Source organism: Streptomyces sp. NPDC002125 (assembly GCF_053593715.1).
On sequence record NZ_JBSFDD010000015.1, the window covers coordinates 22915 to 40790 of the forward strand.

19 protein-coding genes are annotated in these 17876 nt (G+C 71.7%); 11 read left to right on the top strand and 8 right to left on the bottom strand.

Annotated features, from left to right (window positions below; translation table 11 throughout):
* The first annotated feature begins 7 nt into the window (after window positions 1-7).
* Both ACWCQM_RS24155 and ACWCQM_RS24160 read left to right on the top strand, forming a co-directional pair.
* Window positions 8-1501 carry a carboxylesterase/lipase family protein gene (locus ACWCQM_RS24155; RefSeq protein ID WP_450917230.1) on the top strand — a complete coding sequence of 498 codons (1494 nt, stop codon included), beginning with the start codon at window positions 8-10 and terminating at the stop codon, window positions 1499-1501.
* Window positions 1502-1547: 46 nt separating this feature from the next.
* A complete protein-coding gene (locus ACWCQM_RS24160; protein ID WP_450917231.1) occupies window positions 1548-1931 on the top strand; it encodes a RidA family protein in 384 nt (127 codons plus the stop codon).
* A gap of 257 nt (window positions 1932-2188) precedes the next feature.
* On the opposite strand, the gene ACWCQM_RS24165 is transcribed toward ACWCQM_RS24160, so the two are convergent.
* From ACWCQM_RS24165 to ACWCQM_RS24175, 3 genes are all read right to left on the bottom strand, one after another.
* Entirely contained in the window at window positions 2189-3118 is a 930-nt protein-coding gene (locus tag ACWCQM_RS24165; RefSeq protein WP_450917232.1) for an NmrA/HSCARG family protein, read from the bottom strand.
* A 241-nt stretch (window positions 3119-3359) separates the two neighbouring features.
* Window positions 3360-4757: a lipase family protein gene (locus ACWCQM_RS24170; RefSeq protein WP_450917233.1), complete on the bottom strand. Its 1398-nt coding sequence runs from the start codon at window positions 4755-4757 to the stop codon at window positions 3360-3362.
* Between the two features lie 21 nt (window positions 4758-4778).
* Window positions 4779-6383: a GMC oxidoreductase gene (locus tag ACWCQM_RS24175; RefSeq protein ID WP_450917234.1), complete on the bottom strand. Its 1605-nt coding sequence runs from the start codon at window positions 6381-6383 to the stop codon at window positions 4779-4781.
* Window positions 6384-6662: 279 nt separating this feature from the next.
* On the opposite strand from ACWCQM_RS24175, the gene ACWCQM_RS24180 reads away from it, so the two are divergent.
* A complete protein-coding gene (locus ACWCQM_RS24180) occupies window positions 6663-7310 on the top strand; it encodes a TetR/AcrR family transcriptional regulator (RefSeq protein WP_450917235.1) in 648 nt (215 codons plus the stop codon).
* Between the two features lie 21 nt (window positions 7311-7331).
* On the opposite strand, the gene ACWCQM_RS24185 is transcribed toward ACWCQM_RS24180, so the two are convergent.
* Entirely contained in the window at window positions 7332-7730 is a 399-nt protein-coding gene (locus tag ACWCQM_RS24185; RefSeq protein ID WP_450917236.1) for a hypothetical protein, read from the bottom strand.
* Window positions 7731-7852: 122 nt separating this feature from the next.
* On the bottom strand, window positions 7853-8431 hold the full coding sequence (locus tag ACWCQM_RS24190) for a TetR/AcrR family transcriptional regulator (RefSeq protein WP_450917237.1): 579 nt from the start codon (window positions 8429-8431) through the stop codon (window positions 7853-7855).
* Between the two features lie 91 nt (window positions 8432-8522).
* Between ACWCQM_RS24190 and ACWCQM_RS24195 the strand changes: the two genes are divergently transcribed.
* Window positions 8523-8969: an anthrone oxygenase family protein gene (locus ACWCQM_RS24195; RefSeq protein ID WP_450917238.1), complete on the top strand. Its 447-nt coding sequence runs from the start codon at window positions 8523-8525 to the stop codon at window positions 8967-8969.
* Between the two features lie 51 nt (window positions 8970-9020).
* Here ACWCQM_RS24195 and ACWCQM_RS24200 read toward each other — a convergent pair whose 3' ends face one another.
* Window positions 9021-9545, bottom strand: coding sequence for a hypothetical protein (locus ACWCQM_RS24200; protein ID WP_450917239.1), 525 nt, complete (start codon window positions 9543-9545; stop codon window positions 9021-9023).
* A gap of 452 nt (window positions 9546-9997) precedes the next feature.
* Between ACWCQM_RS24200 and ACWCQM_RS24205 the strand changes: the two genes are divergently transcribed.
* The 6 genes from ACWCQM_RS24205 (at window position 9998) to ACWCQM_RS24230 (ending at window position 15011) form a co-directional block, all read left to right on the top strand.
* On the top strand, window positions 9998-10537 hold the full coding sequence (locus ACWCQM_RS24205; RefSeq protein WP_450917240.1) for a hypothetical protein: 540 nt from the start codon (window positions 9998-10000) through the stop codon (window positions 10535-10537).
* Between the two features lie 81 nt (window positions 10538-10618).
* Complete coding sequence (locus tag ACWCQM_RS24210) at window positions 10619-11464, top strand: DUF4097 family beta strand repeat-containing protein (RefSeq protein ID WP_450917241.1); 846 nt, start codon at window positions 10619-10621, stop codon at window positions 11462-11464.
* An 81-nt stretch (window positions 11465-11545) separates the two neighbouring features.
* Complete coding sequence (locus tag ACWCQM_RS24215) at window positions 11546-12541, top strand: ATP-binding cassette domain-containing protein (protein WP_450917242.1); 996 nt, start codon at window positions 11546-11548, stop codon at window positions 12539-12541.
* Window positions 12538-13329, top strand: coding sequence for an ABC transporter permease (locus tag ACWCQM_RS24220; RefSeq protein ID WP_450917243.1), 792 nt, complete (start codon window positions 12538-12540; stop codon window positions 13327-13329). Before ACWCQM_RS24215 ends, ACWCQM_RS24220 begins: the two co-directional genes overlap by 4 nt.
* A 50-nt stretch (window positions 13330-13379) precedes the next feature.
* Window positions 13380-13763, top strand: a complete 384-nt coding sequence (locus ACWCQM_RS24225) for a hypothetical protein (RefSeq protein ID WP_450917244.1) — start codon at window positions 13380-13382, stop codon at window positions 13761-13763.
* Between the two features lie 189 nt (window positions 13764-13952).
* Complete coding sequence (locus tag ACWCQM_RS24230) at window positions 13953-15011, top strand: phosphotransferase family protein (protein WP_450917245.1); 1059 nt, start codon at window positions 13953-13955, stop codon at window positions 15009-15011.
* Window positions 15012-15034: 23 nt separating this feature from the next.
* Here ACWCQM_RS24230 and ACWCQM_RS24235 read toward each other — a convergent pair whose 3' ends face one another.
* Together ACWCQM_RS24235 and ACWCQM_RS24240 are read right to left on the bottom strand one after the other, a co-directional pair.
* Window positions 15035-16219 (bottom strand): 4-hydroxybenzoate 3-monooxygenase, encoded by a 1185-nt coding sequence (locus ACWCQM_RS24235; protein ID WP_450917246.1) that lies wholly within the window; start codon window positions 16217-16219, stop codon window positions 15035-15037.
* Window positions 16220-16375: 156 nt separating this feature from the next.
* Window positions 16376-17131: an IclR family transcriptional regulator gene (locus tag ACWCQM_RS24240; protein ID WP_450917247.1), complete on the bottom strand. Its 756-nt coding sequence runs from the start codon at window positions 17129-17131 to the stop codon at window positions 16376-16378.
* A 162-nt stretch (window positions 17132-17293) separates the two neighbouring features.
* Here ACWCQM_RS24240 and ACWCQM_RS24245 point away from each other — a divergent pair, with 162 nt between their 5' ends.
* Complete coding sequence (locus tag ACWCQM_RS24245; protein ID WP_450917248.1) at window positions 17294-17836, top strand: class I SAM-dependent DNA methyltransferase; 543 nt, start codon at window positions 17294-17296, stop codon at window positions 17834-17836.
* The last annotated feature ends 40 nt before the right edge of the window (window positions 17837-17876 follow it).

Genomic DNA, 17876 nt, shown 5'->3' on the forward strand with positions numbered 1-17876 from the left:
CACAGCTGTGAGCAACCGACCCGACCCCGTCGTCACCACCGCACAGGGAGCAGTCCGCGGGCTCCGTCAGGACGACGGCACCGCCACCTTTCTCAACATCCCCTACGCCGCTCCTCCCCTGGGCGCCGGCCGGTTCGCCCCGCCGCGGCCGCACGAGCCCTGGGACGGCGTACGGGACGCCACCGCGCCCGGCCCCAACGCCCCGCAGTCCGAGCGCAAGCTCGGCAGCATCGACATGGCCCCCTACTTCGGAGCCGGCTGGAGCCGCGGCGAGGACTTCCTCACCGTCAACGTCTTCCAGCCCGCGGCCGGTGAGGGTGACCTGCCGGTGATGGTGTTCGTCCACGGCGGCGGTTTCGTCGCCGGTTCGACGCGGTCCGCGCTGTACGACGGCTCCGCGTTCGCCCGGGACGGTGTCGTCCTGGTCACGCTCAACTACCGGCTGGGGATAGCCGGGTTCCTCGACGTCCCCGGGGCGCCCGCCAACCGCGGCCTGCTCGATGTCGTCGCCGCGCTGCGCTGGGTGCGGGAGAACATCGCCGCCTTCGGCGGTGACCCGGGCAATGTCACCCTGTTCGGCCAGTCTGCCGGGGCGACGGTCGTCGGCGGCGTCCTCGCCACCCCCGAGGCGGCGGGCCTGTTCCGTCGGGCGATCGTGCAGAGCGGCAGCGGGCTGGGCGCGTTCACCTCCGAGCAGGCCGCCCGTGTCACCAGGGCCACCGCCGAGGAGCTGGGCATCGAGCCGCACGTCGACGCCTTCGCAGCCATCTCCGACGAGCGCCTGGTGGCGGCAGCCTCCGAGCTCGCGGGCATCGACCTGCACACCCCCACCCACCACGACCCGCTGATCGGCCTCAGCCCCTTCAGCCTGGTGCTCGACACGCAGCCCGCCGTATCCGTCGCCGCCGGCCTGAGCGCCGGTGTCGACCTGCTCGTCGGCACCAACACCGAGGAGGGAAATCTCTACCTGGTCCCCGTGGACAAGTACGCCACCTCGACCGCGAGGGACGTCGACGACACCGCGGCGCGCGCGCACCCGAAGCCCGCGCAGCTCGTGGAGACGTACCGCGACACCCGCCCGGAGGCGTCCTTCGGTGAACTGCGGTCGGCCATCATGGGCGACGCGCTGTTCGGCGCGGGCAGCTGGGCCCTGGCCGACGCACACGCCGCGCACCCCCGGTCCGCCACGTACAGCTACGAGTTCGCCTGGCGCTCCCATGCCCTGGGCGGAGACCTCGGTGCCACCCACGCGATGGAGCTCCCCTTCGTCTTCGACCTCGCGGACCTGCCGCAGCTGGAGGGTGAGAGTGCCCTGCTCGGCCCCGACAAGCCTCCCGCGGACCTCGCCGCCCGCACGCACGAGGCCTGGGTCCGCTTCGCCAGGACCGGCAGCCCCGGCTGGGACCAGTACGACACCACACGCCGGACCACTCTGCGCATCGACGCCGAGTGGACCCAGGTCGACGATCCCCGCGGCCAGGAACGACAGGCCTGGGCCTGACCCCTTGCACAGATTGCCCCGTGCACCCTTCCGTCAAGGACACACCATGACAAGAACCGTCGTCACCACCGAGAACGCACCCGCCCTGCCGGCCCCGCTGTCCCAGGGCATCCGCAAGGGCCCGATCGTGCAGGTCTCCGGGCAGCTCCCGTTCGACCCGGCCACCGGCGCGGTCGTCGGCACCACGGTCGCCGAGCAGACCGCGCAGACCCTGCGCAACGTCACCGCCGTACTCGAAGCGGCCGGCGCCGGGCCGGAGGACGTCGTGATGCTCCGCGTCCACCTCACCGACCCCGCCCACCTGCCCGAGCTGAACGAGGCGTACGCGGAGGCTGTCGGCGAACCCTTCCCCGCCCGCACCACCGTCTACATGCAGCTCCCGCCGGGACTGCTCGTGGAGATCGATGCCCTGGCAGTCCTGGACGCCTGACTCGACCGTGGAGCGAAGCCGGTCCGGCGCGGTCCCCGGGACCGCGCCGGACCGGCGCTCCTGGCCCGGAGCACCGACGACGAGGTGAGGCGCGCCTCAGCCGTGATCGACGGAGAGGGTCACGACGTACTGGTCCGGAATGCGGAGGTCGGTCGACCACCGCGGCGGGAATGCCGGGGAAGCCACTCCCCGCTTTCGTTCCTGTCCGACCTGTCCGACCTGTCCGACCTGTCCGACCTGGCCGGCGCTGCCGAAGGTCACGGCGCCGGATGCCCCTGGCCGGACACCGGTGTCAACTCCTCATCCGCCCATTCGGCGAAGGTGGTGAGCGGGAGGCCCAGCTCCCGGGCGAATGCGGGTCGGGCGGGCTGGAGGACCGCGTTGTTCCACTCATGTCCCGCTCCCCATGCGGGCATCCCCGCGCCAAGAGCCTCTTCCACGGTCATGGAGGGCGCGGTCACGGGCACTCCCCAGGCGGCGGACAAGGTCCGCGCGATCTCCTTCATCGTGCGCAGGTCACCTGCCAGTTCAAGTTCCACCTGGTGGAACCGGGCGGGGTCCAGGACGGTGTGCGCGGCGGCCGTGCCGATGTCCCGCACGGCCACCAGGGCGAGTTCGGTGTCCGGCTTCAGTACTGTCAGCAGTCCGCCGTGGGGCCCCTTGGGTGCCAGCTGGGGCAGGTTCTCCATGAAGAAGGCGGGCTTGATCACCGTCCAGCGGGCGAAACCCGCACGACGCACCTTCTCCAGGATCGCCTCCTTGGTGTGGAAGTAGTCCGCCAGCGCCGCCCACCGGCCCTCGGCCCAGCCGGCGGCCCTGGTGTGTGCGCCGACTCCACTGGTCGAGGACTGTATGAACTGCTGTACCCCCGCCGCCTTCGCCGCGTCCACCAGGTGGGTGGCCTGGGCGAGTTCGCCCGCGAAGTCCACGCTGGTCCCGGTCATCGGCGGCGTCTGTACCGAGAACACCGCGCGGACTCCCTCGACCGCCGGTTCGAGGGAAGCCCGGTCGGAAAGATCTGCCCGCACCAGTTCGGCGCCCAGTGCCTCGATAGCCCGGGCGGGCTTCGATCCCGGATCGCGTACGAGCGCACGTACGGGCACCTCGGCGGCCAGTAGTGCGCGAGCCGTGGCTCCACCTTGCTGGCCGGTGGCGCCGGTGACCAGGACGATATTGCTGCTGGGCATGGTTGCTGCTCCTCGCGGATCGGACACGCAAAACGGCGGGGCCCGCCGTTTCGCACTCCGTACGATATGGCGGGGCCCGCCGTTTAGCAAGATCATGGCTGGTCACCGCACTCGACCCGGGTCCGTTCCGTATCGCTGCGACTCCGCCGTATCCGCCCCGGCCGGCCCTGCCCTCACGATCACGCCGCGCCCGCCGGGACGGCCCAGCGGGCGCGGGGTGATCCGCGTGGGACAGGTGGGGTCAGGGCTGGAGGGGCATCGTCCAGCAGTTGGAGTCGGCGGCCTTGCCTGCGAGGCGGTCGGTCAGCCAGGAGACGGCGTCTCCCTGGTCGGTGATGAGCGGCACGAGGTGGTTGGTGAGGATCTTGTCGCCGAGGTTCGGCAGCACGATGGCGTCGTAGGTGACGTTCGCGCCCTTCTTGCACCAGTCGACGGCGAGCTTTCGGGCCTGGGAGTGGGGAACGATGTCGTCCTGGACGCCCGTTGCCAGCCGCACGGGTCCGGCCGGCTTCAGTGTGCCGATGAGCTGCTTGTCCAGGGCGGCCTTCGCCCGGGGGTCGGCGGCGATGATGTCGCCGATGGACTTTCCGCTGGTGGTCCACTTGTTGCTCTTGGTGAAGCCGTAGCCGAAGAGCGCGTCGCCGACGCACATGGTCGACGCGTCCGCCAGCGCGGCCTTTCCGGTCGCGCTGATGTTCGCGTCGACGACCGCGCGCAGGTCGGGGTCGGCCTGGGCGAATCCGCTGATGGACCAGGCGAGCGCGCCGGCGAGAGCACTGCCGTCGATGCCCTTCATGACCGAGGTCAGATCGGCCGGGGGTGCGCCCGCGTAGGTGCCGGCGAGCGGGACGTCGGGGGCGTAGGAGGGCTGGAGTTCGGCGGCGGCGGCGCTGGCTCCGCCGCCCTGGCTGTACCCGTACAGGCCGGTGCGGGAGGCCGCGGTGATCGACGCTCCGGGTACGGAGCGGGCGGCGCGGGCGGCGTCGAGCAGGGCGTGGGCCTGGTCGAGGCGGTTGACGTAGGTGTGCAGGCGGTCCGTGGCGCCGAGGCCGACGTAGTCGGTGACGACGACGGCCGCCCCGGTGGACAGGAGGCGGTAGATCGCCAGTGCCTCGTACCCCACGGACACCGTGTCGCCGCTGAGGGTGAGCGGGTGCTGAAGGGCGAAGGACGGGGCGCACTGGTCGCCCTGGCCCATGGTTCCCGACGCCAGCGCGACCAGGGGGCGCGGCCCGGTGCCCTTCCAGGCGGCCGTGGGCTCGATGTACGCGCCGGTGACGGCGACCGGCAGGCCGGCCGAGTCGGTCGACCTGTACATCAGACGGGTCGCGGTGCCGGGCATCGGGCGGCCGTCCAGGCCGGGGATACTCAGTCCGAGCGGCAGGGCCTCGGTGCGTATCAGCGCGCCGTTCGTCGCCGGAAGCTGGGTCGGCGGGGTGTAGAACGCGGGGATGGTGACCCCACGGGAGACGACGGGCTCCGGCGTGGCGGCGGACGCCGGTACGGCCGACAGGCCGGCACAGACGGTGCCGGCGGCCACGACGCCGGCCAGCAGACGCCGACCGATCCTCTCGCCACGGCCCGTGGTCCCGGCGGGTGCCGGGAGAGTAGAACGGGAACGGGCTCTCTTGCGGCTCATGGTGTGCTCCTCGTTCGTCGCTCAGATGATGGTGTCGATGTCGGTGGCGGTGATGTGGTCCATGGCCCGTTCGGCCACGGCGGCGATGGTCATCGAGGGGTTGCAGGCGCCGGTGGTGCCGGGGATCAGGGCGCCGTCGAGGACGTAGAGACCGCGCTGGCCCCGGACACGTCCCTCCAGGTCGCAGACGGTGCCCATCGGGGCGCCGCCCAGCGGGTGCCAGGTGCTGTTGACCAGCGCGTTGGTGTCGGTGAGTACGCCGATCCCCTTCGCGACCCTGGTGACGCGGCCCCGGATGGCGCGGTGGCTGGTGGCGTCTCCGCCGAGGGGCCAGTGCAGCGACACGGAGTCGGTCGCGGCGTCGTAGCGGAACCGGCCGCGGTCGGCGCTCACCCCGAAGCCGACCAGCATGGTCGTACGGGAGTTGAGGCCGAGCGGGGGAAGCGACGCCTGGATGACGGTGTTCGCGGTGCGAGGGTCGTCCCACGCCTTGCTGCCGTAGACGACCGGGCCGCCCTGCTCGGCCCCGAAGTCCTCCTGGAGGTTGGTCCAGGCGTATATGCGGTCGCCGTTGGTTCCCCAGCCCTCTCCGAGTCCGTCGGGCAGGTCGGGGATGGCGCCGGTCGCTCCCGCGCGGACGAGGAGCTTGCTGGTGTTGATGCTGCCCGCGGCCATGATCAGGGCGCGGGTGGTGAGGATCTTCTGCTCCAGGACCCGGCCCGTGTCGTCGGTCCGGTCGACGTGCACCTCCCAGCGGCCGTCCGCTGCCCGTGCCACGGAGGTGACGTTGTGGTGGGTCTCGACCGTCACTCTCCCGGTCGCCTCGGCCTCGCGGATGTAGGTCACGTCGACGGAGTGCTTGCCGCCGTTGTTGACGCCGAGTGCGCAGTCCCCGTTCGTGTAGGACGCCTTCATCTCACCGCGCAGCTCGGCCAGGGCGTAGTCCCAGTCGATGGGCATCGGGATCTTCTCCAGGCCGTACGCGGCCCGGCGCACCCGCTCGGCGAAGACCCGGGCGGCGTAGTACGTGCGGGAGCCGACCAGTTCGTCCGGCGCCGGAGCCGTGCGGAGCATGGCGGCGACGCGCGGGTAGTGGATCTCGTTCATGCGCCGGTAGCCGAGATCCTGGGGCAGCCAGGTGTCGAAGACCGCTTCGGACGGTTGCAGCGTCATGCCCTGGTAGACGAGGGAGCCGCCGCCGACTCCGGCCGCGCAGACGCCCAGGATGTTCTCCCCGAGCACCGGCTCCAGCAGTCCCGCGTACGGCCCGAAGTTCAGCGGGGTACCGATGAGCTGGGCGAGCGGGCGGACGGCCGCGGGGAGGGTTCCGTACCAGAGTGCCCGTTTGTCGAGGCCGGAGACGCGGGGGAAGGTCTCCGCGTTCGGACCGGTCGGCCAGCGTCGGCCCCGTTCCAGCACGGTGACCGGCACGCCGGCCTGTGCCAGCCGCAGTGCGGCCACGCCGCCGCCGAAGCCCGAGCCGATGATGACGGCCCGGTGTTCCTCCCGGGCCAGTCCCACCCGGGAGGATGCGGATGCCGCCGGCGCGGCGGCCGTGGGGAGAACGCTCGCGGCTGCGAGCCCGGCCGTGCCGGTGAGCAGGGCGCGCCTGCTGGGAGTGGGCATGTGCGTCTCCTCGGGTGGGGGCGGGGTGCCGTCCGGTCGGCCGACCATGCGAGTGGCACGGGCGGGGCGGATTGCGTTGGTGTTGACCGGACTTGATGCGATGACGGGTGCAGCGTGATGACGCGCGCATGCCAAAAGAGGAGTGAAGCAGCGCGGTTACTCGCTGGTCACTTACGGCAGCGTAGGTCTGTGTGTCACTGAGAGACAAGACGTCTGCGTACGTCATTTCCACGGGGCTCGCTATGCTGCGACGACAGACGGAGGCCGGAGGGGGCGAAGGTGCGCGAAGCGCCAACGGCGGTATACGCGGGAGTAGTTCGACCGGAAGCCAGGCCGTCGCTCGCCGAACGGCGCAAAGAGGCGCTCCGCTTCGAGATCGCCGCCGAAGCCGTCCGCCTGTTCGCCGCACAGGGTGTCACCGGCACCACGGGCGAACAGATCGCCGCCGCCGTCGGCATCTCCTCGCGCACCCTGTGGCGCCACTTCCCCACCAAGGAGAGCTGCGTCCTGCCGCTGCTCTCCGCCGGGCTCGATTTCGCCGTCGCCCAACTGCGCCACTGGCCGGCGGACATGGGCCTGCTGGACTTCATCACGCGATCACTGCGGGCCGGTGAACTTCCCGCCGTGGCCCCGGTCATCCTCGACCTGATCCGCATGACCACCACCGACCCGGCGCTGCGCGCCGTCTGGCTCCAGGCCCACGACGAGGCCCTCCCCGTCCTCGCCCAGCTCCTCGCCGAGCGGTCCGACGGCAGCGCCGACGACCTGCGGACCAGGGTGCACGCGGCCACCCTCAACGGGGCCCTGCGAGCGGCGTCGGAGGACTTCGCCCGCCGGTACGCGGAAGAGCCCGAGGCGGCGGGCAGCGAGATCGCCACCTGCATCCTGGTCGCTCTGCGCGCGGCCTCCGAGGGTCTGCCCTACTGAGTCCGGGTGGTGTGGGCGGGGTCACCCGTCCCGGCCGGACGCTGCTGACGCGCTCTGCGAACTGGCTGCCCGGTCGTGAGAACGGCCCCGGGCGCCGCGTTTCGGCGCCCGGGGCGGGTGTCGCAGCGTCGGCGCCTGCTCGATGAACGTGTCCAGGACCCCGTCGGCCACCTTGATCGTTCCCTGCGGCCGGGTCGTCCCCGGGATGGTGGTGATCGCGGCGGCCCGCTTCGCCAGGTCGGCCGCCTCGGCGAACTCCGCCTGGCCGTCGCCCTCGTGCAGCCGGTCCCGCAGTCCGGCCAGGGTGGCGTTCAGCGAGCTGCCCCACAGGTCGAGGGCGTCCAGCCACGGCTTGGTCTGCGCCAGGAAGGCCGGGTCCTTCACACCGGCGCGAATCCGCTCGGGAGCTCCGGCCGGCACATCGGCGTAGGCGTCGAGCTTCCGGAGCGCGGCCTGCCTGCGGGCGGGGGATCCGCTGTTCCACTCCTCGGTGAAGCCGGCCAGCCTGGCGCCCAGTTCCGCGCGCCGGCCCGGGCGGTGTGTCAGACCACGGTGAGCCGGTTCACCAGCAGTTCCACCCTCGGCCCGGTGTCCCCCGGGGGCAGCCGTCCCGCTCGGGTCAGCGTCGCCAGCCCGTGCAGGGACGCCCAGAACGTCTCGGTGAAGAGCCCCGGGTGGACGCCGTCCCCGGCGACCTCGCCGAGGCACTCCAGCAGCGCGGCGAAAGCGTCCTTGAGCGGTTCCGGGGTGTCCTCCTGTGCGTACGCGAGACCGCCGTCGAGCTGGAAGATGGCGTCGTAGACCGCCGGATGGCGTTCGGCGAAGTCGAGGTAGGCGCGGGCCAGGGCGGCGACCCGCTCGCGTGGACCGTTCGCGTCGGAGGCCGCGGCCCGCACCGCCGCGGCCAGTTCGGTGGCGCCCTGGAGGGCCACGGCGCCGATGATCTCGCGCTTGCCGCGGAAGTGGCTGTAGAGAACGGGCTGGCTGTACTCGATGGACTCGGCGAGCCGGCGGGTGGTGACCGCCTCCCAGCCCTGCTGCTCGGCGAGTTCGCGGGCCCTCGCCACGATGAGGCGCTCGCGTTCCGCCCGTTCGCGCTGCTTGCGTTCCTGTACCGACATGGCTCGATTCTAGCACCGCTAGACAAGTGAGCGGTGATAGCTCTAGCGTTGCCTCATCTTCTAGCGCCGCTAGATTTGTGGAGGAGTCATCATGCTCAACGCACTCGAGGTGTTCACCACCGTGGTCGTCGGCCTGATGGTGGGGGTGGAGTTCTCCGTGGCCTTCGTCATCAACCGGATCTTCGACGCCCTGCCCGAGGACAGTGGTCAACTCGGCCGCGCCCACGGCGGCCGGATGCTCGGCGCCGTGATGCCGTTCTGGTACATCGGTTCTCTCGTCCTTGTCGTGATCTGGTCCATCGCCGGCCGGAACCAGGGCGGCGCCGGCCTCACGGTCACCGCCGGCGGACTGCTGCTGCTCAGCGTGATCATGTCGCTGCTGGTGCTCGTCCCGATCAACAACCGGGGCAAGACGTGGACCCCGGAGAACCGGCCCGCCGACTGGAAGGAGCAGGCGAACCGCTGGGACCGCTACCACTACGTCCGCGTCGCCGTCATCGTCGCCGCCTTCACCCTGCTGGTCGCGGCCCTCGTCTGACTGCGGGGCCGGCGCCGGGCGGGGCGCCCGGCGCCCCGCCCGGCCGGACGGTCAAGCGGCGTGGCAGAGCGCCGTCGGCTCGGCGGCGGCCGAGGTCCGGGGCAGGGGCCTGGGGGCGGGTGTGGTGGTGACCGAGGCGGTGGTGGGCTGTGTGCGGGTGCGCGCGAAGACGACGAGGCGCAGCACCGCGAACCGCGCGGCACCCGCGAGCGCGGAGGCCGACAGGTAGACGGTCTGTTCGAGCACCGCGCCGGGCGCCGCCGCCAGCTGGTGCAGCATGAACATCGCCGCGCAGGTCACCACGTATGCGGCAGCCGCCGAGCCGGCCGACTGCACATGCTGGCGCCAGGTCGCACGGGCTCCCGCGCCGAAGGTGAAGCGGGCGTGCAGCTCGGTGGCGAGAAGGGTGGAAGCCGCGGTGATCAGTGCGTTGGCGACGATCCAGGGAACCCAGGCCGCGAGGCCCGCCACGGCGAAGCTGGAGGCGACTCCCATCCCGCCGCCGCAGAGCACGAAGCGCGCGAAGGCGGAGAAGGCTCCGGGTGCGGTCTGCCCCTGGCTCTGCGGTGACTCCATGATCCGCCCCCCTGTGGTGTCTCGCTCCGTGATGCGCACGCCTCGGCTGCGTGTGAGCCCGACGGCTTGGCGTCGTTGATGGTGCCATGGTGGCACATGTTTGGCGCTATGGGGAGTGGATTAGGTGCCATCCTTGATGTCGACGGCGCCTTGGTGGTGAAGAGGGCCGTGAACGTGCTGGCTGGGGCGCGGGCCCGGAGTGGGCGTGCGGGGATTTCCCGGGCGTGCGGTGCTTCTGCGGCTTCGGTGCACCCGCCCCGTCGGTGGTGCGCCCGTGGTGCCATGTGAGCCATTCCGTGTGCCGGAGGGGCTCGGTGGGCTGTGTGGCGCCGAGGTGCTGCGCCTGTGTGTCGGCATGTTTCGGCAGGTCATGGGTGTGGGGTGGAGGTCGGTTCGTCAGTGACCCCCTGATGGGCTTGCGTGTGGCGCCATCGTGGTGCCATCATGGCGTCATGGACCTCACGCCGTATGTCGACAACCTCCGCCGCGAACTCTCGGTGGCCGCCGAAGCCGGCGGTGAAGAAGCCCGCGAGCTGGCCGAGCGGCTCACCGCACCTCTGGAGTCGGCGACCCGCCTGACCATGCTCAACGTGCTCTCCGCGGCGATGGACGAGATCACCCGTGAACTCGCCCCGGGCTCGGTCGACGTACGGCTGCGCGGGCTCGACCCCGACTTCGTGGTGACACGGCCGACGGGTGGCGAGGCGTACGAGGCGTACGAGGACAGGAGCGGGCCCGCCGAGCCGCTCAAGGCCCCGGCCCCCGCGCCGGCCGACGGCGACGAGGGCGGCACCGCTCGCGTCAATCTGCGTCTGCCCGCCCATCTCAAGGCCCGCGCCGAGGAGGCCGCGAGCCGCGAGGGGCTGTCGGTCAACGCGTGGCTGGTGCGCGCCGTGTCGGCCGCGGTCGACGGCGGTACCCAGTCGCGTACGACGGAGATGCCCCGCGCCTCCCGCGCCGTCGGACAGAGCTTCACGGGCTGGGTGCGCTAGCCGCGCCTCGCCCGCCCAGTTCCACCCACATCACGCCCCACCAGCAGGGACGCCACGAAGACCCAAGAGGACGGGACAGCCATGCCTTCTTTCGACACCCCCGCAACGATCTCGGCCACCGCTCACGTGGAGGCCGGATCCATCAGGTTCAGCGCCGCGGACCGGACCGACACACTCGTCGATGTGCAGCCCCGCGATCCGAAGAAGGACCTGGACGTACGGGCCGCCGAGCAGACCGAAGTGCGGTACGCGAGCGGCCTGCTGACGATCAGGACGCCCAAGCAGCGTTATCTCATCGGGCGCACCGGCACCGTCGACGTGGCCGTCGAGCTGCCCACCGGCTCTCAGGTGGAGGTGACCGGCGCCTGGGCCCAGGTGTACGGCGAGGGCCGGCTCGGGGAGGTCCGTGTGAAGACCTCGTCGGGTGATGTGCGCCTCGAGACGACCGGGCCCCTGCATCTGACGGCGTCCCACGGCAGCATCACCGTGGACCGTGTCGAGGGGTCCGCCGAGGTCACCACCAGCTCCGGCAGCATGCGCGTCGGCTCGGTCGACGGCCCGGCCGTCCTGAAGAACTCAAGCGGCTCCACCACCGTCGGCCAGGTGACGGGCGATCTCCGGGTGAGCGGCTCCCACGGTGACATCAGCATCGAGCGGGCCGAGGGCTCGGTCGTCGCCACCACCGCTCACGGCACCCTCCGTCTCGCCGAAGTCGCCCGGGGTGTAGCCCAGTTGGAAACCTCGTACGGTGCCATCGAGATCGGCATCCGCCCCGGCACGGCCGCCTGGCTCGACGTCAACTCCGGCTCCGGGCAGGTCAGCAACGCGCTGGGCGCCTCCGAGACCCCGGACATGTCGGAGGACACCGTCGAGGTCCGCGCCCGGACCAAGTTCGGCAACATCGACATCCGCCGCGCCCGGGTCTGACCCGCACCGCTTCCCGGCACGCAACGCCACTTCTCCGCCCACCACTTCCTCGAACGGGAGGACACCATGGCTTCTTCTGTCATGCCCATGTCTAATCAGGGTGCAGGTCACCCTTCGGCGGCGGCCGTCTCCGCCATCGGCCTGCGCAAGTCCTACGGTGACAAGACCGTGCTCGACGGCATCGATCTGATCGTCCCGGCCGGGTCCGTGTTCGCGCTGCTCGGCCCGAACGGGGCGGGCAAGACCACCGCCGTCAAGATCCTCTCCACCCTCATCGGTGCGGACGGCGGCCAGGCGCAGGTCGCGGGCCACGATCTCGCCGCCGATCCCCAGGCCGTACGTGCCTCGATCGGCGTCACCGGGCAGTTCTCCGCCGTGGACGGTCTGATCACCGGCGAGGAGAACATGCTCCTCATGGCCGATCTGCACCACCTCTCCAAGGCCGAGGGGCGGCGGGTCGCCACCGAACTCCTCGAACGCTTCGACCTGGTGGGGGCCGCGAAGAAGCCCGCGTCCACCTACTCCGGCGGGATGAAGCGCCGCCTCGACATCGCCATGACCCTGGTCGGCAGCCCGCGGATCATCTTCCTCGACGAACCGACCACCGGCCTCGACCCCCGCGCCCGCCACACCATGTGGGGCATCATCCGCGAGCTCGTCTCCGACGGCGTCACCGTCTTCCTCACCACCCAGTACCTGGAGGAGGCCGACGAACTCGCCGACCGTATCGCGGTGTTGAACGGTGGCAGGATCGCCGCCGAGGGAAGCGCCGACGAGCTCAAGCGGCTGATCCCCGGCGGACACGTGCGCCTCCGCTTCACCGGCCCCGACGCCTACCGCTCCGCCGCGGACGCCCTGGCCGACGCCACCCGCGACGACGAGACGCTGGCGCTTCAGATCCCGAGTGACGGGAGTCAGCGCGAGCTGCGCGCCATCCTCGACCGGCTCGACACCGCGGGCATCGAGGCCGACGAACTCACCGTGCACACCCCCGACCTCGACGACGTGTTCTTCGCCCTCACCGGCACCGGCGTCCCCGCCCAGAGCACCACCCAGTCCAAGGAGACCGTCCGATGAGCACCCTCTCTCTCACCGTGCGCGACTCGTCCACCATGCTGCGCCGCAACCTCCTGCACGCCCGGCGCTACCCGTCCCTCACCCTGAACCTGCTGCTCACCCCGGTGATGATGCTGCTGCTCTTCGTCTACATCTTCGGCGACGTGATGAGCGCGGGCATCGGAGGCGGCGGAGCCGACCGCGCCGAGTACATCGCCTACCTCGTGCCCGGCGTCGTGCTGATGACCATCGGCTCCACCGTCATTGGCACCGCGGTGTCCGTCTCCAACGACATGTCGGAGGGGATCATCGCCCGCTTCCGCACCATGGCGATCCACCGGGGCTCCGTGCTCGTCGGGCATGTCGTCGGCAGCGTCCTGCAAGCCGTCGCCAGTGTGGTCGTCGTCGGTGCGGTCGGCGTGGCCATCGGCTTCCGGTCCGTCGACGCCTCGGCCCTGGAGTGGATCGCGGCCTTCGGACTGCTGGTGCTCTTCGCCTTGGCGCTCACCTGGATCGCGGTCGGCATGGGCCTGATCAGCCCCAACGCGGAGGCGGCCAGCAACAACGCACTGCCGCTGATCTTCCTGCCGCTCATCTCCAGCACCTTCGTCCCGGTCGACGCGATGCCGGGCTGGTTCCAGCCGATCGCCGAGTACCAGCCCTTCACCCCGGCCATCGAGACCCTGCGCGGGCTGCTGCTCGGCACCGAGATCGGCCACAACGGATGGCTCGCCGTGGTCTGGTGCGTGGCCCTGGCCGCGCTGGGCTACGTCTGGTCCAAGTCGGTCTTCGACCGCGACCCGAGCTGAGTCTCCACGCCGGATCGGGCCGGGCTCGCGGTGTCGGGCAGACTGCGCACATGCAGCTCCCCGCCGACGCCCTGACCACCGCCGTACTGCTCGAGGTCGTCAGGATCTCCGCACTCCCGACGGAACGGGGCGCCCCGTATCCCGGCAGGGTGGGCGCCCACTGGACCGGGAACGAGGCGGCAGGCGCCCTGGCCCTGATCGGGAGCCTGCCCGCCGGCGAGCAGCACCGCTGCGGCTTCTCGCCGGGCTGGAGCATCCGGGCGTACGCGGACACGCTCGACCTGACGCTGTTCGAGGCGGCGTTCTGCTTTAGCTGCCATGAAGTCCGCATACAGGGAACCGCCGTGCCACCCGCACTGGCCACGCAGTTCTTCGACGCGGAAGCCCCGCAGGCGCATGCCCTCCTGGCCCTCTTCCGTGAAGCCGCCCCGTGAACCGGTGGAAGGGCGTCTCCAGGGCCCGGTGCGGTTGCCGGAGGTACGTCCTCCGGCAACCGCACCGGGCCCGCAGTGCGTTCAGCCACCCCGGCGGCACCCTGCCTCGGGGCGCGGCGGGCGGTTCGCCGGGAGCCCTGACGGACTGTGCCGCCCCACCGTGAGCGAGGGCGCCCTACGCTGACCGTCATGGCGACCCGTGTGCCGATGAGCGACGAGCTGCGTTCCGTGCTGGGTTCCCCCACGGAGGCCACGCTCCTGGAGAGCAGTCCGCGCTCCCGGGTGTGGCGGGTCCGCCTGCGCGGCGGTGAGCGGGTGATCGTCAAGCAGATCGCCGAGGGCGGCGGGGCCGGGGCCGGCGGGGACGAGCGCTATGCGCGGGAGGTCGCCGCGCTGCGGCTCGCCGCGCGGGCGACGCGGCCGGTGGTCGCGCCGGCGCTGCTCGGCACGGACCCGGAGTCGCGTGTGATGGTCCTGGAGCATCTGGACGATCTCGGCGCGGCCGACGACTGGATGCCGGGCCACGCGGAGTCCCTCGCCCGGCTGCACGCGCTCACCGGGCCCGCCGATACGGGCACGCTCCCCGCCTGGTCAGGACCGACGGCCGCCGACGCCGAGTCCTTCCTCGCCCTCGCGCAGGCGCTCGGCGTCCCCGTGCCACCCACGGCGCCGGACGAACTCGCGGGCCTGATCGACCGGCTCGACCCCGCGCCCCACCACGCCCTGCTGCACGGGGACCCCTGCCCCGGCAACGACCTGCGCACCGCCACGGGTGTCCGGTTCATCGACTTCGAGCAGGCGTCGCTCGGCAACGGCCTGGTCGAACTCGCCTACTTCCGTATCGGGTTCCCGACCTGCTGGTGCGCGATGTCGGTGACGGCCGCTCCTCTGGCGGAGGTCGAGGACGTCTACCGCTCCACCTGGCGGAGTCTCACCGGCAGCGACGTCCCCGGCGACCTTGCAGACGCCTGCGCGGGCTGGCTGATCCGTGGCGACGCACTCGTCGAACGCGCCCACCGCGAATCCGTCGACCACCTCGCGCGGGTGCCGGTGGAGGACTTCGCGTGGGGTTACGTCTCGGCCCAGGAGCGGCTCGTCCACCGGCTCGGCGCGGTGGCCGGCCTGACCCGCGACCACGACCGTCTGCACGCGCTCGGCCGTCTCTGCTCGGCCCTGGCCTCCCGCCTGCTGGAGCGCCGGCCTGCACTGCGCCCCCTGCCCGCGCACGACACACGGCCCCGGTTCTGACCGCCACCCGCCCGGCGCGCCCGTCAGGCCGGCACGGCCCCCGGGAGCGGCCAGCCGGTGTACGCCTCGGCGAGGTAGGTGCGGCCGGCGCGTGACTCGACGACCGAGCGCAGTTCGCCGATCTGGCGCATACGGTCGAAGTCGCTCGCCCCGGGCTGGAGGTGCAGCATGCTCGTCATCCACCAGGAGAAGTGCTGCGCCTTCCAGATGCGCTTCCGCGCGGTCTCGGGGAAGGCGTCGAACAGGGTCTCGTCGTGGTCCAGCAACAGCGCCCGCAGCGCCTCGGTGAGCAGCGCGACATCGGCGACCGCCAGGTTCATGCCCTTCGCGCCGGTGGGCGGCACGGTGTGCGCCGCGTCGCCCACGAGGACGACCCGCCCGCGGCGCATCTCGTGCGCGACGAAGCTGCGGAAGCGCAGCACGTCCCGCTGGAAGACGGTGCCCTCGTGGAGCGTGGTGCCGGGGACCCGCGCCTGGAGCATCTCCCACAGCTGTTCCTCGGTGTACGCCTCGGTGTCGGTGTCCGGGTCGCACTGGAAGTACATGCGCTGCACGTCGGGGCTGCGCTGGCTGATCAGGGCGAATCCGTCGGGGGAGTTGCTGTAGATGAGTTCCTCGGAGCTGGGCGGGGCCTCGCAGAGGATGCCGAACCAGGCGAACGGGTACTCCCGGAAGTAGCCTCCGTACGCGCCCGTCACGGCCTCGCGTGCGACGCTGCGCGAGCCGTCGGCGCCGACCACGACATCGGCCTCGATCTCGACCGTGTTGCCCTCGGCGTCCTTCCCGACGATCCGCGGCCGGGCCGTCTCCGCGTCCTCCACGCGCGTGGCGGTCACACCGAAGCGGAGGTCCTGCCCGGCGGCCAGACGCGCGGCCACGAGGTCCTTCAGCACTTCGTGCTGCGGGTACAGCCACACGGCCCGGCCTACCGTGTCGGCGAAGTCGATCCGGTGGCCCTCGCCGGCGAAGCGCAGCTCGATGCCCTCGTGCTTCTGCCCGACCGTGAGGACACGCTGCGACGCGCCCGTCCCGGTGAGGATCTCCACGGTGCCCTGTTCGAGGATGCCGGCCCGGATGGTGGTCTCGATCTGCTCGCGGGTGCGGGAGTCGATGACGACCGTCTCGATGCCGTGCCGGCCGAGCAGGTGGGACAGCAGCAGGCCGGCGGGGCCTGCGCCGATGATGGCGACGCGGGTGCGTTCGGGCATGACGTCTCCTTTGACGCGGGGTGGGACGCAACAAGCGGGGAGTACAGGGAGTTTGGTGCCGTAAGCCCCCGCTGGCGACGCCGATTGCCATTGAACGGGAAGCGACTTTCGGGAGAGCGCGCGGCGGAGGGGTGCGGTGGGTGCCCCCGAAAGTCGCTACGGGCGCTGTGCGCCGTACGCCGCGGTGATGCCCGCCGCCGCGGCGCGGAGCTCCTCGATCGCGGTGCCAGTAGGCGCGTCGCGGGGCAGTACGACCGACAGCGCGGCCATCACGTGGTCGGGCCGCTCCCGTACCGGCACGGCGACCCCCGTCGACACGCCCTCGACCGAGCCCGGGGCCACGACGACCCCTTCGCGGCGGATGCGGACCAGGTCGCGGCGCAATCGCGCGGGGTCGGTCACCGTCTCGGGCGACACGGCTTCGAGCGGTCCGGCCAGTACGCGTTCCCTGAGGTCCTCGGGGCCGTACGCGAGCAGTACGAGCCCCGACGAGGAGGCGTGCAGCGGCAGGCGGCCGGCGACCCGGGTGATGTTCGCGCCGGCCTTCGGGTGCGACAGGCGCTCCACGAAGAGCGTTTCGCCGTTCTCCACCACCGCGAGCTGGGTGTGCTCCCGGACGCGGGCCTGGACGCGCTCCATGAAGGGCAGGGCCGCCTGCCGCAGCCGGAGCGCGCGTGAGCCACGCAGGGCCAGCTCCCACAGCCGCATGCCCAGACGCACCCGTTGGTCCTCGTCGCGCTCCAGCAGCCCGCACTCCACGAGCTCGGCCACCATCCGGTGGGCGGTGGACGAGGGGAGCCGCGCGCGCCGCCCGATCTCCGATGCCGTCTGCACCGTACGGTCCGTGTCGAACGTCTCCAGGACGCGCACGATCCGCTCGGTGAGGGTCTCCCCGGAGGGTGAGTTGGCCATGGACGTTCTCCGCTTCGGCTTGCTGCGGCGTGTGCAGGTGATTCTGTGTGATGTGCGATGTGTGCAGGTGAAAGTGGAACATGCGGCCTCCGGACCGCTCCGCCACCGGGCCCGTCAGGACGCCCCGGGTGACCCGGCCGCCGGTTGTGGCACCGTGGCCCCATGAAGTGGAACGGCGAGGAGTACCAGCGGCGGTTCGACCGTATCGAGGGCGAGGGAGGGGACGTGCGCGGGGAAGCGGATCTCGTGCGCTCCCTCGGTCCCGCGACGGTCCTCGACGCGGGATGCGGCACCGGGCGGGTGGCCGTCGAGCTGGCCCGGCACGGACTCGCCGTGACCGGGGTGGACGTCGACGAGTCGATGCTGGCCGTCGCCCGGCGTCTCGCCCCGGAGATCCCGTGGCACCGGTGCGATCTCGTGCGGCTGGATCTGGGGGAGACCTTCGACGTGGTGGTGATGGCCGGGAACGTGCCCCTGTTCACCCCGCCCGGTACGGAAGCGGACCTGGTGGCCGGAGTGGCGCGCCACGTCCGCCCCGGCGGACACCTCGTCGCCGGGTTCTCGCTGGACCGCGGCTACAGCGTCGACGCCTACGACGAGCACTGCCGAGCGGCCGGACTCCTCCTGGAGGCACGCTACGCGACCTGGGAGCGGAGCCCCTTCTCGGGCGGGGACTACGCGGTCTCGGTGCACCGCATGCCCTGAGACCGCGAGCGTGCGGGGCGGAGGCCGTCCCGTCGGCCTC

Bases quoted from the DNA above. Each gene is read 5' to 3' on its own strand.
- ACWCQM_RS24160 (WP_450917231.1), top strand. From the start codon at position 1,548: ATGACAAGAACCGTCGTCACCACCGAGAACGCACCCGCCCTGCCGGCC.
- ACWCQM_RS24165 (WP_450917232.1), bottom strand. From the start codon at position 3,118: ATGCCCAGCAGCAATATCGTCCTGGTCACCGGCGCCACCGGCCAGCAA.
- ACWCQM_RS24170 (WP_450917233.1), bottom strand. From the start codon at position 4,757: ATGAGCCGCAAGAGAGCCCGTTCCCGTTCTACTCTCCCGGCACCCGCC.
- ACWCQM_RS24175 (WP_450917234.1), bottom strand. From the start codon at position 6,383: ATGCCCACTCCCAGCAGGCGCGCCCTGCTCACCGGCACGGCCGGGCTC.
- ACWCQM_RS24190 (WP_450917237.1), bottom strand. From the start codon at position 8,431: ATGTCGGTACAGGAACGCAAGCAGCGCGAACGGGCGGAACGCGAGCGC.
- ACWCQM_RS24195 (WP_450917238.1), top strand. From the start codon at position 8,523: ATGCTCAACGCACTCGAGGTGTTCACCACCGTGGTCGTCGGCCTGATG.
- ACWCQM_RS24200 (WP_450917239.1), bottom strand. From the start codon at position 9,545: ATGGAGTCACCGCAGAGCCAGGGGCAGACCGCACCCGGAGCCTTCTCC.
- ACWCQM_RS24205 (WP_450917240.1), top strand. From the start codon at position 9,998: ATGGACCTCACGCCGTATGTCGACAACCTCCGCCGCGAACTCTCGGTG.
- ACWCQM_RS24210 (WP_450917241.1), top strand. From the start codon at position 10,619: ATGCCTTCTTTCGACACCCCCGCAACGATCTCGGCCACCGCTCACGTG.
- ACWCQM_RS24215 (WP_450917242.1), top strand. From the start codon at position 11,546: ATGCCCATGTCTAATCAGGGTGCAGGTCACCCTTCGGCGGCGGCCGTC.
- ACWCQM_RS24220 (WP_450917243.1), top strand. From the start codon at position 12,538: ATGAGCACCCTCTCTCTCACCGTGCGCGACTCGTCCACCATGCTGCGC.
- ACWCQM_RS24225 (WP_450917244.1), top strand. From the start codon at position 13,380: ATGCAGCTCCCCGCCGACGCCCTGACCACCGCCGTACTGCTCGAGGTC.
- ACWCQM_RS24230 (WP_450917245.1), top strand. From the start codon at position 13,953: ATGGCGACCCGTGTGCCGATGAGCGACGAGCTGCGTTCCGTGCTGGGT.
- ACWCQM_RS24235 (WP_450917246.1), bottom strand. From the start codon at position 16,219: ATGCCCGAACGCACCCGCGTCGCCATCATCGGCGCAGGCCCCGCCGGC.
- ACWCQM_RS24240 (WP_450917247.1), bottom strand. From the start codon at position 17,131: ATGGCCAACTCACCCTCCGGGGAGACCCTCACCGAGCGGATCGTGCGC.
- ACWCQM_RS24245 (WP_450917248.1), top strand. From the start codon at position 17,294: ATGAAGTGGAACGGCGAGGAGTACCAGCGGCGGTTCGACCGTATCGAG.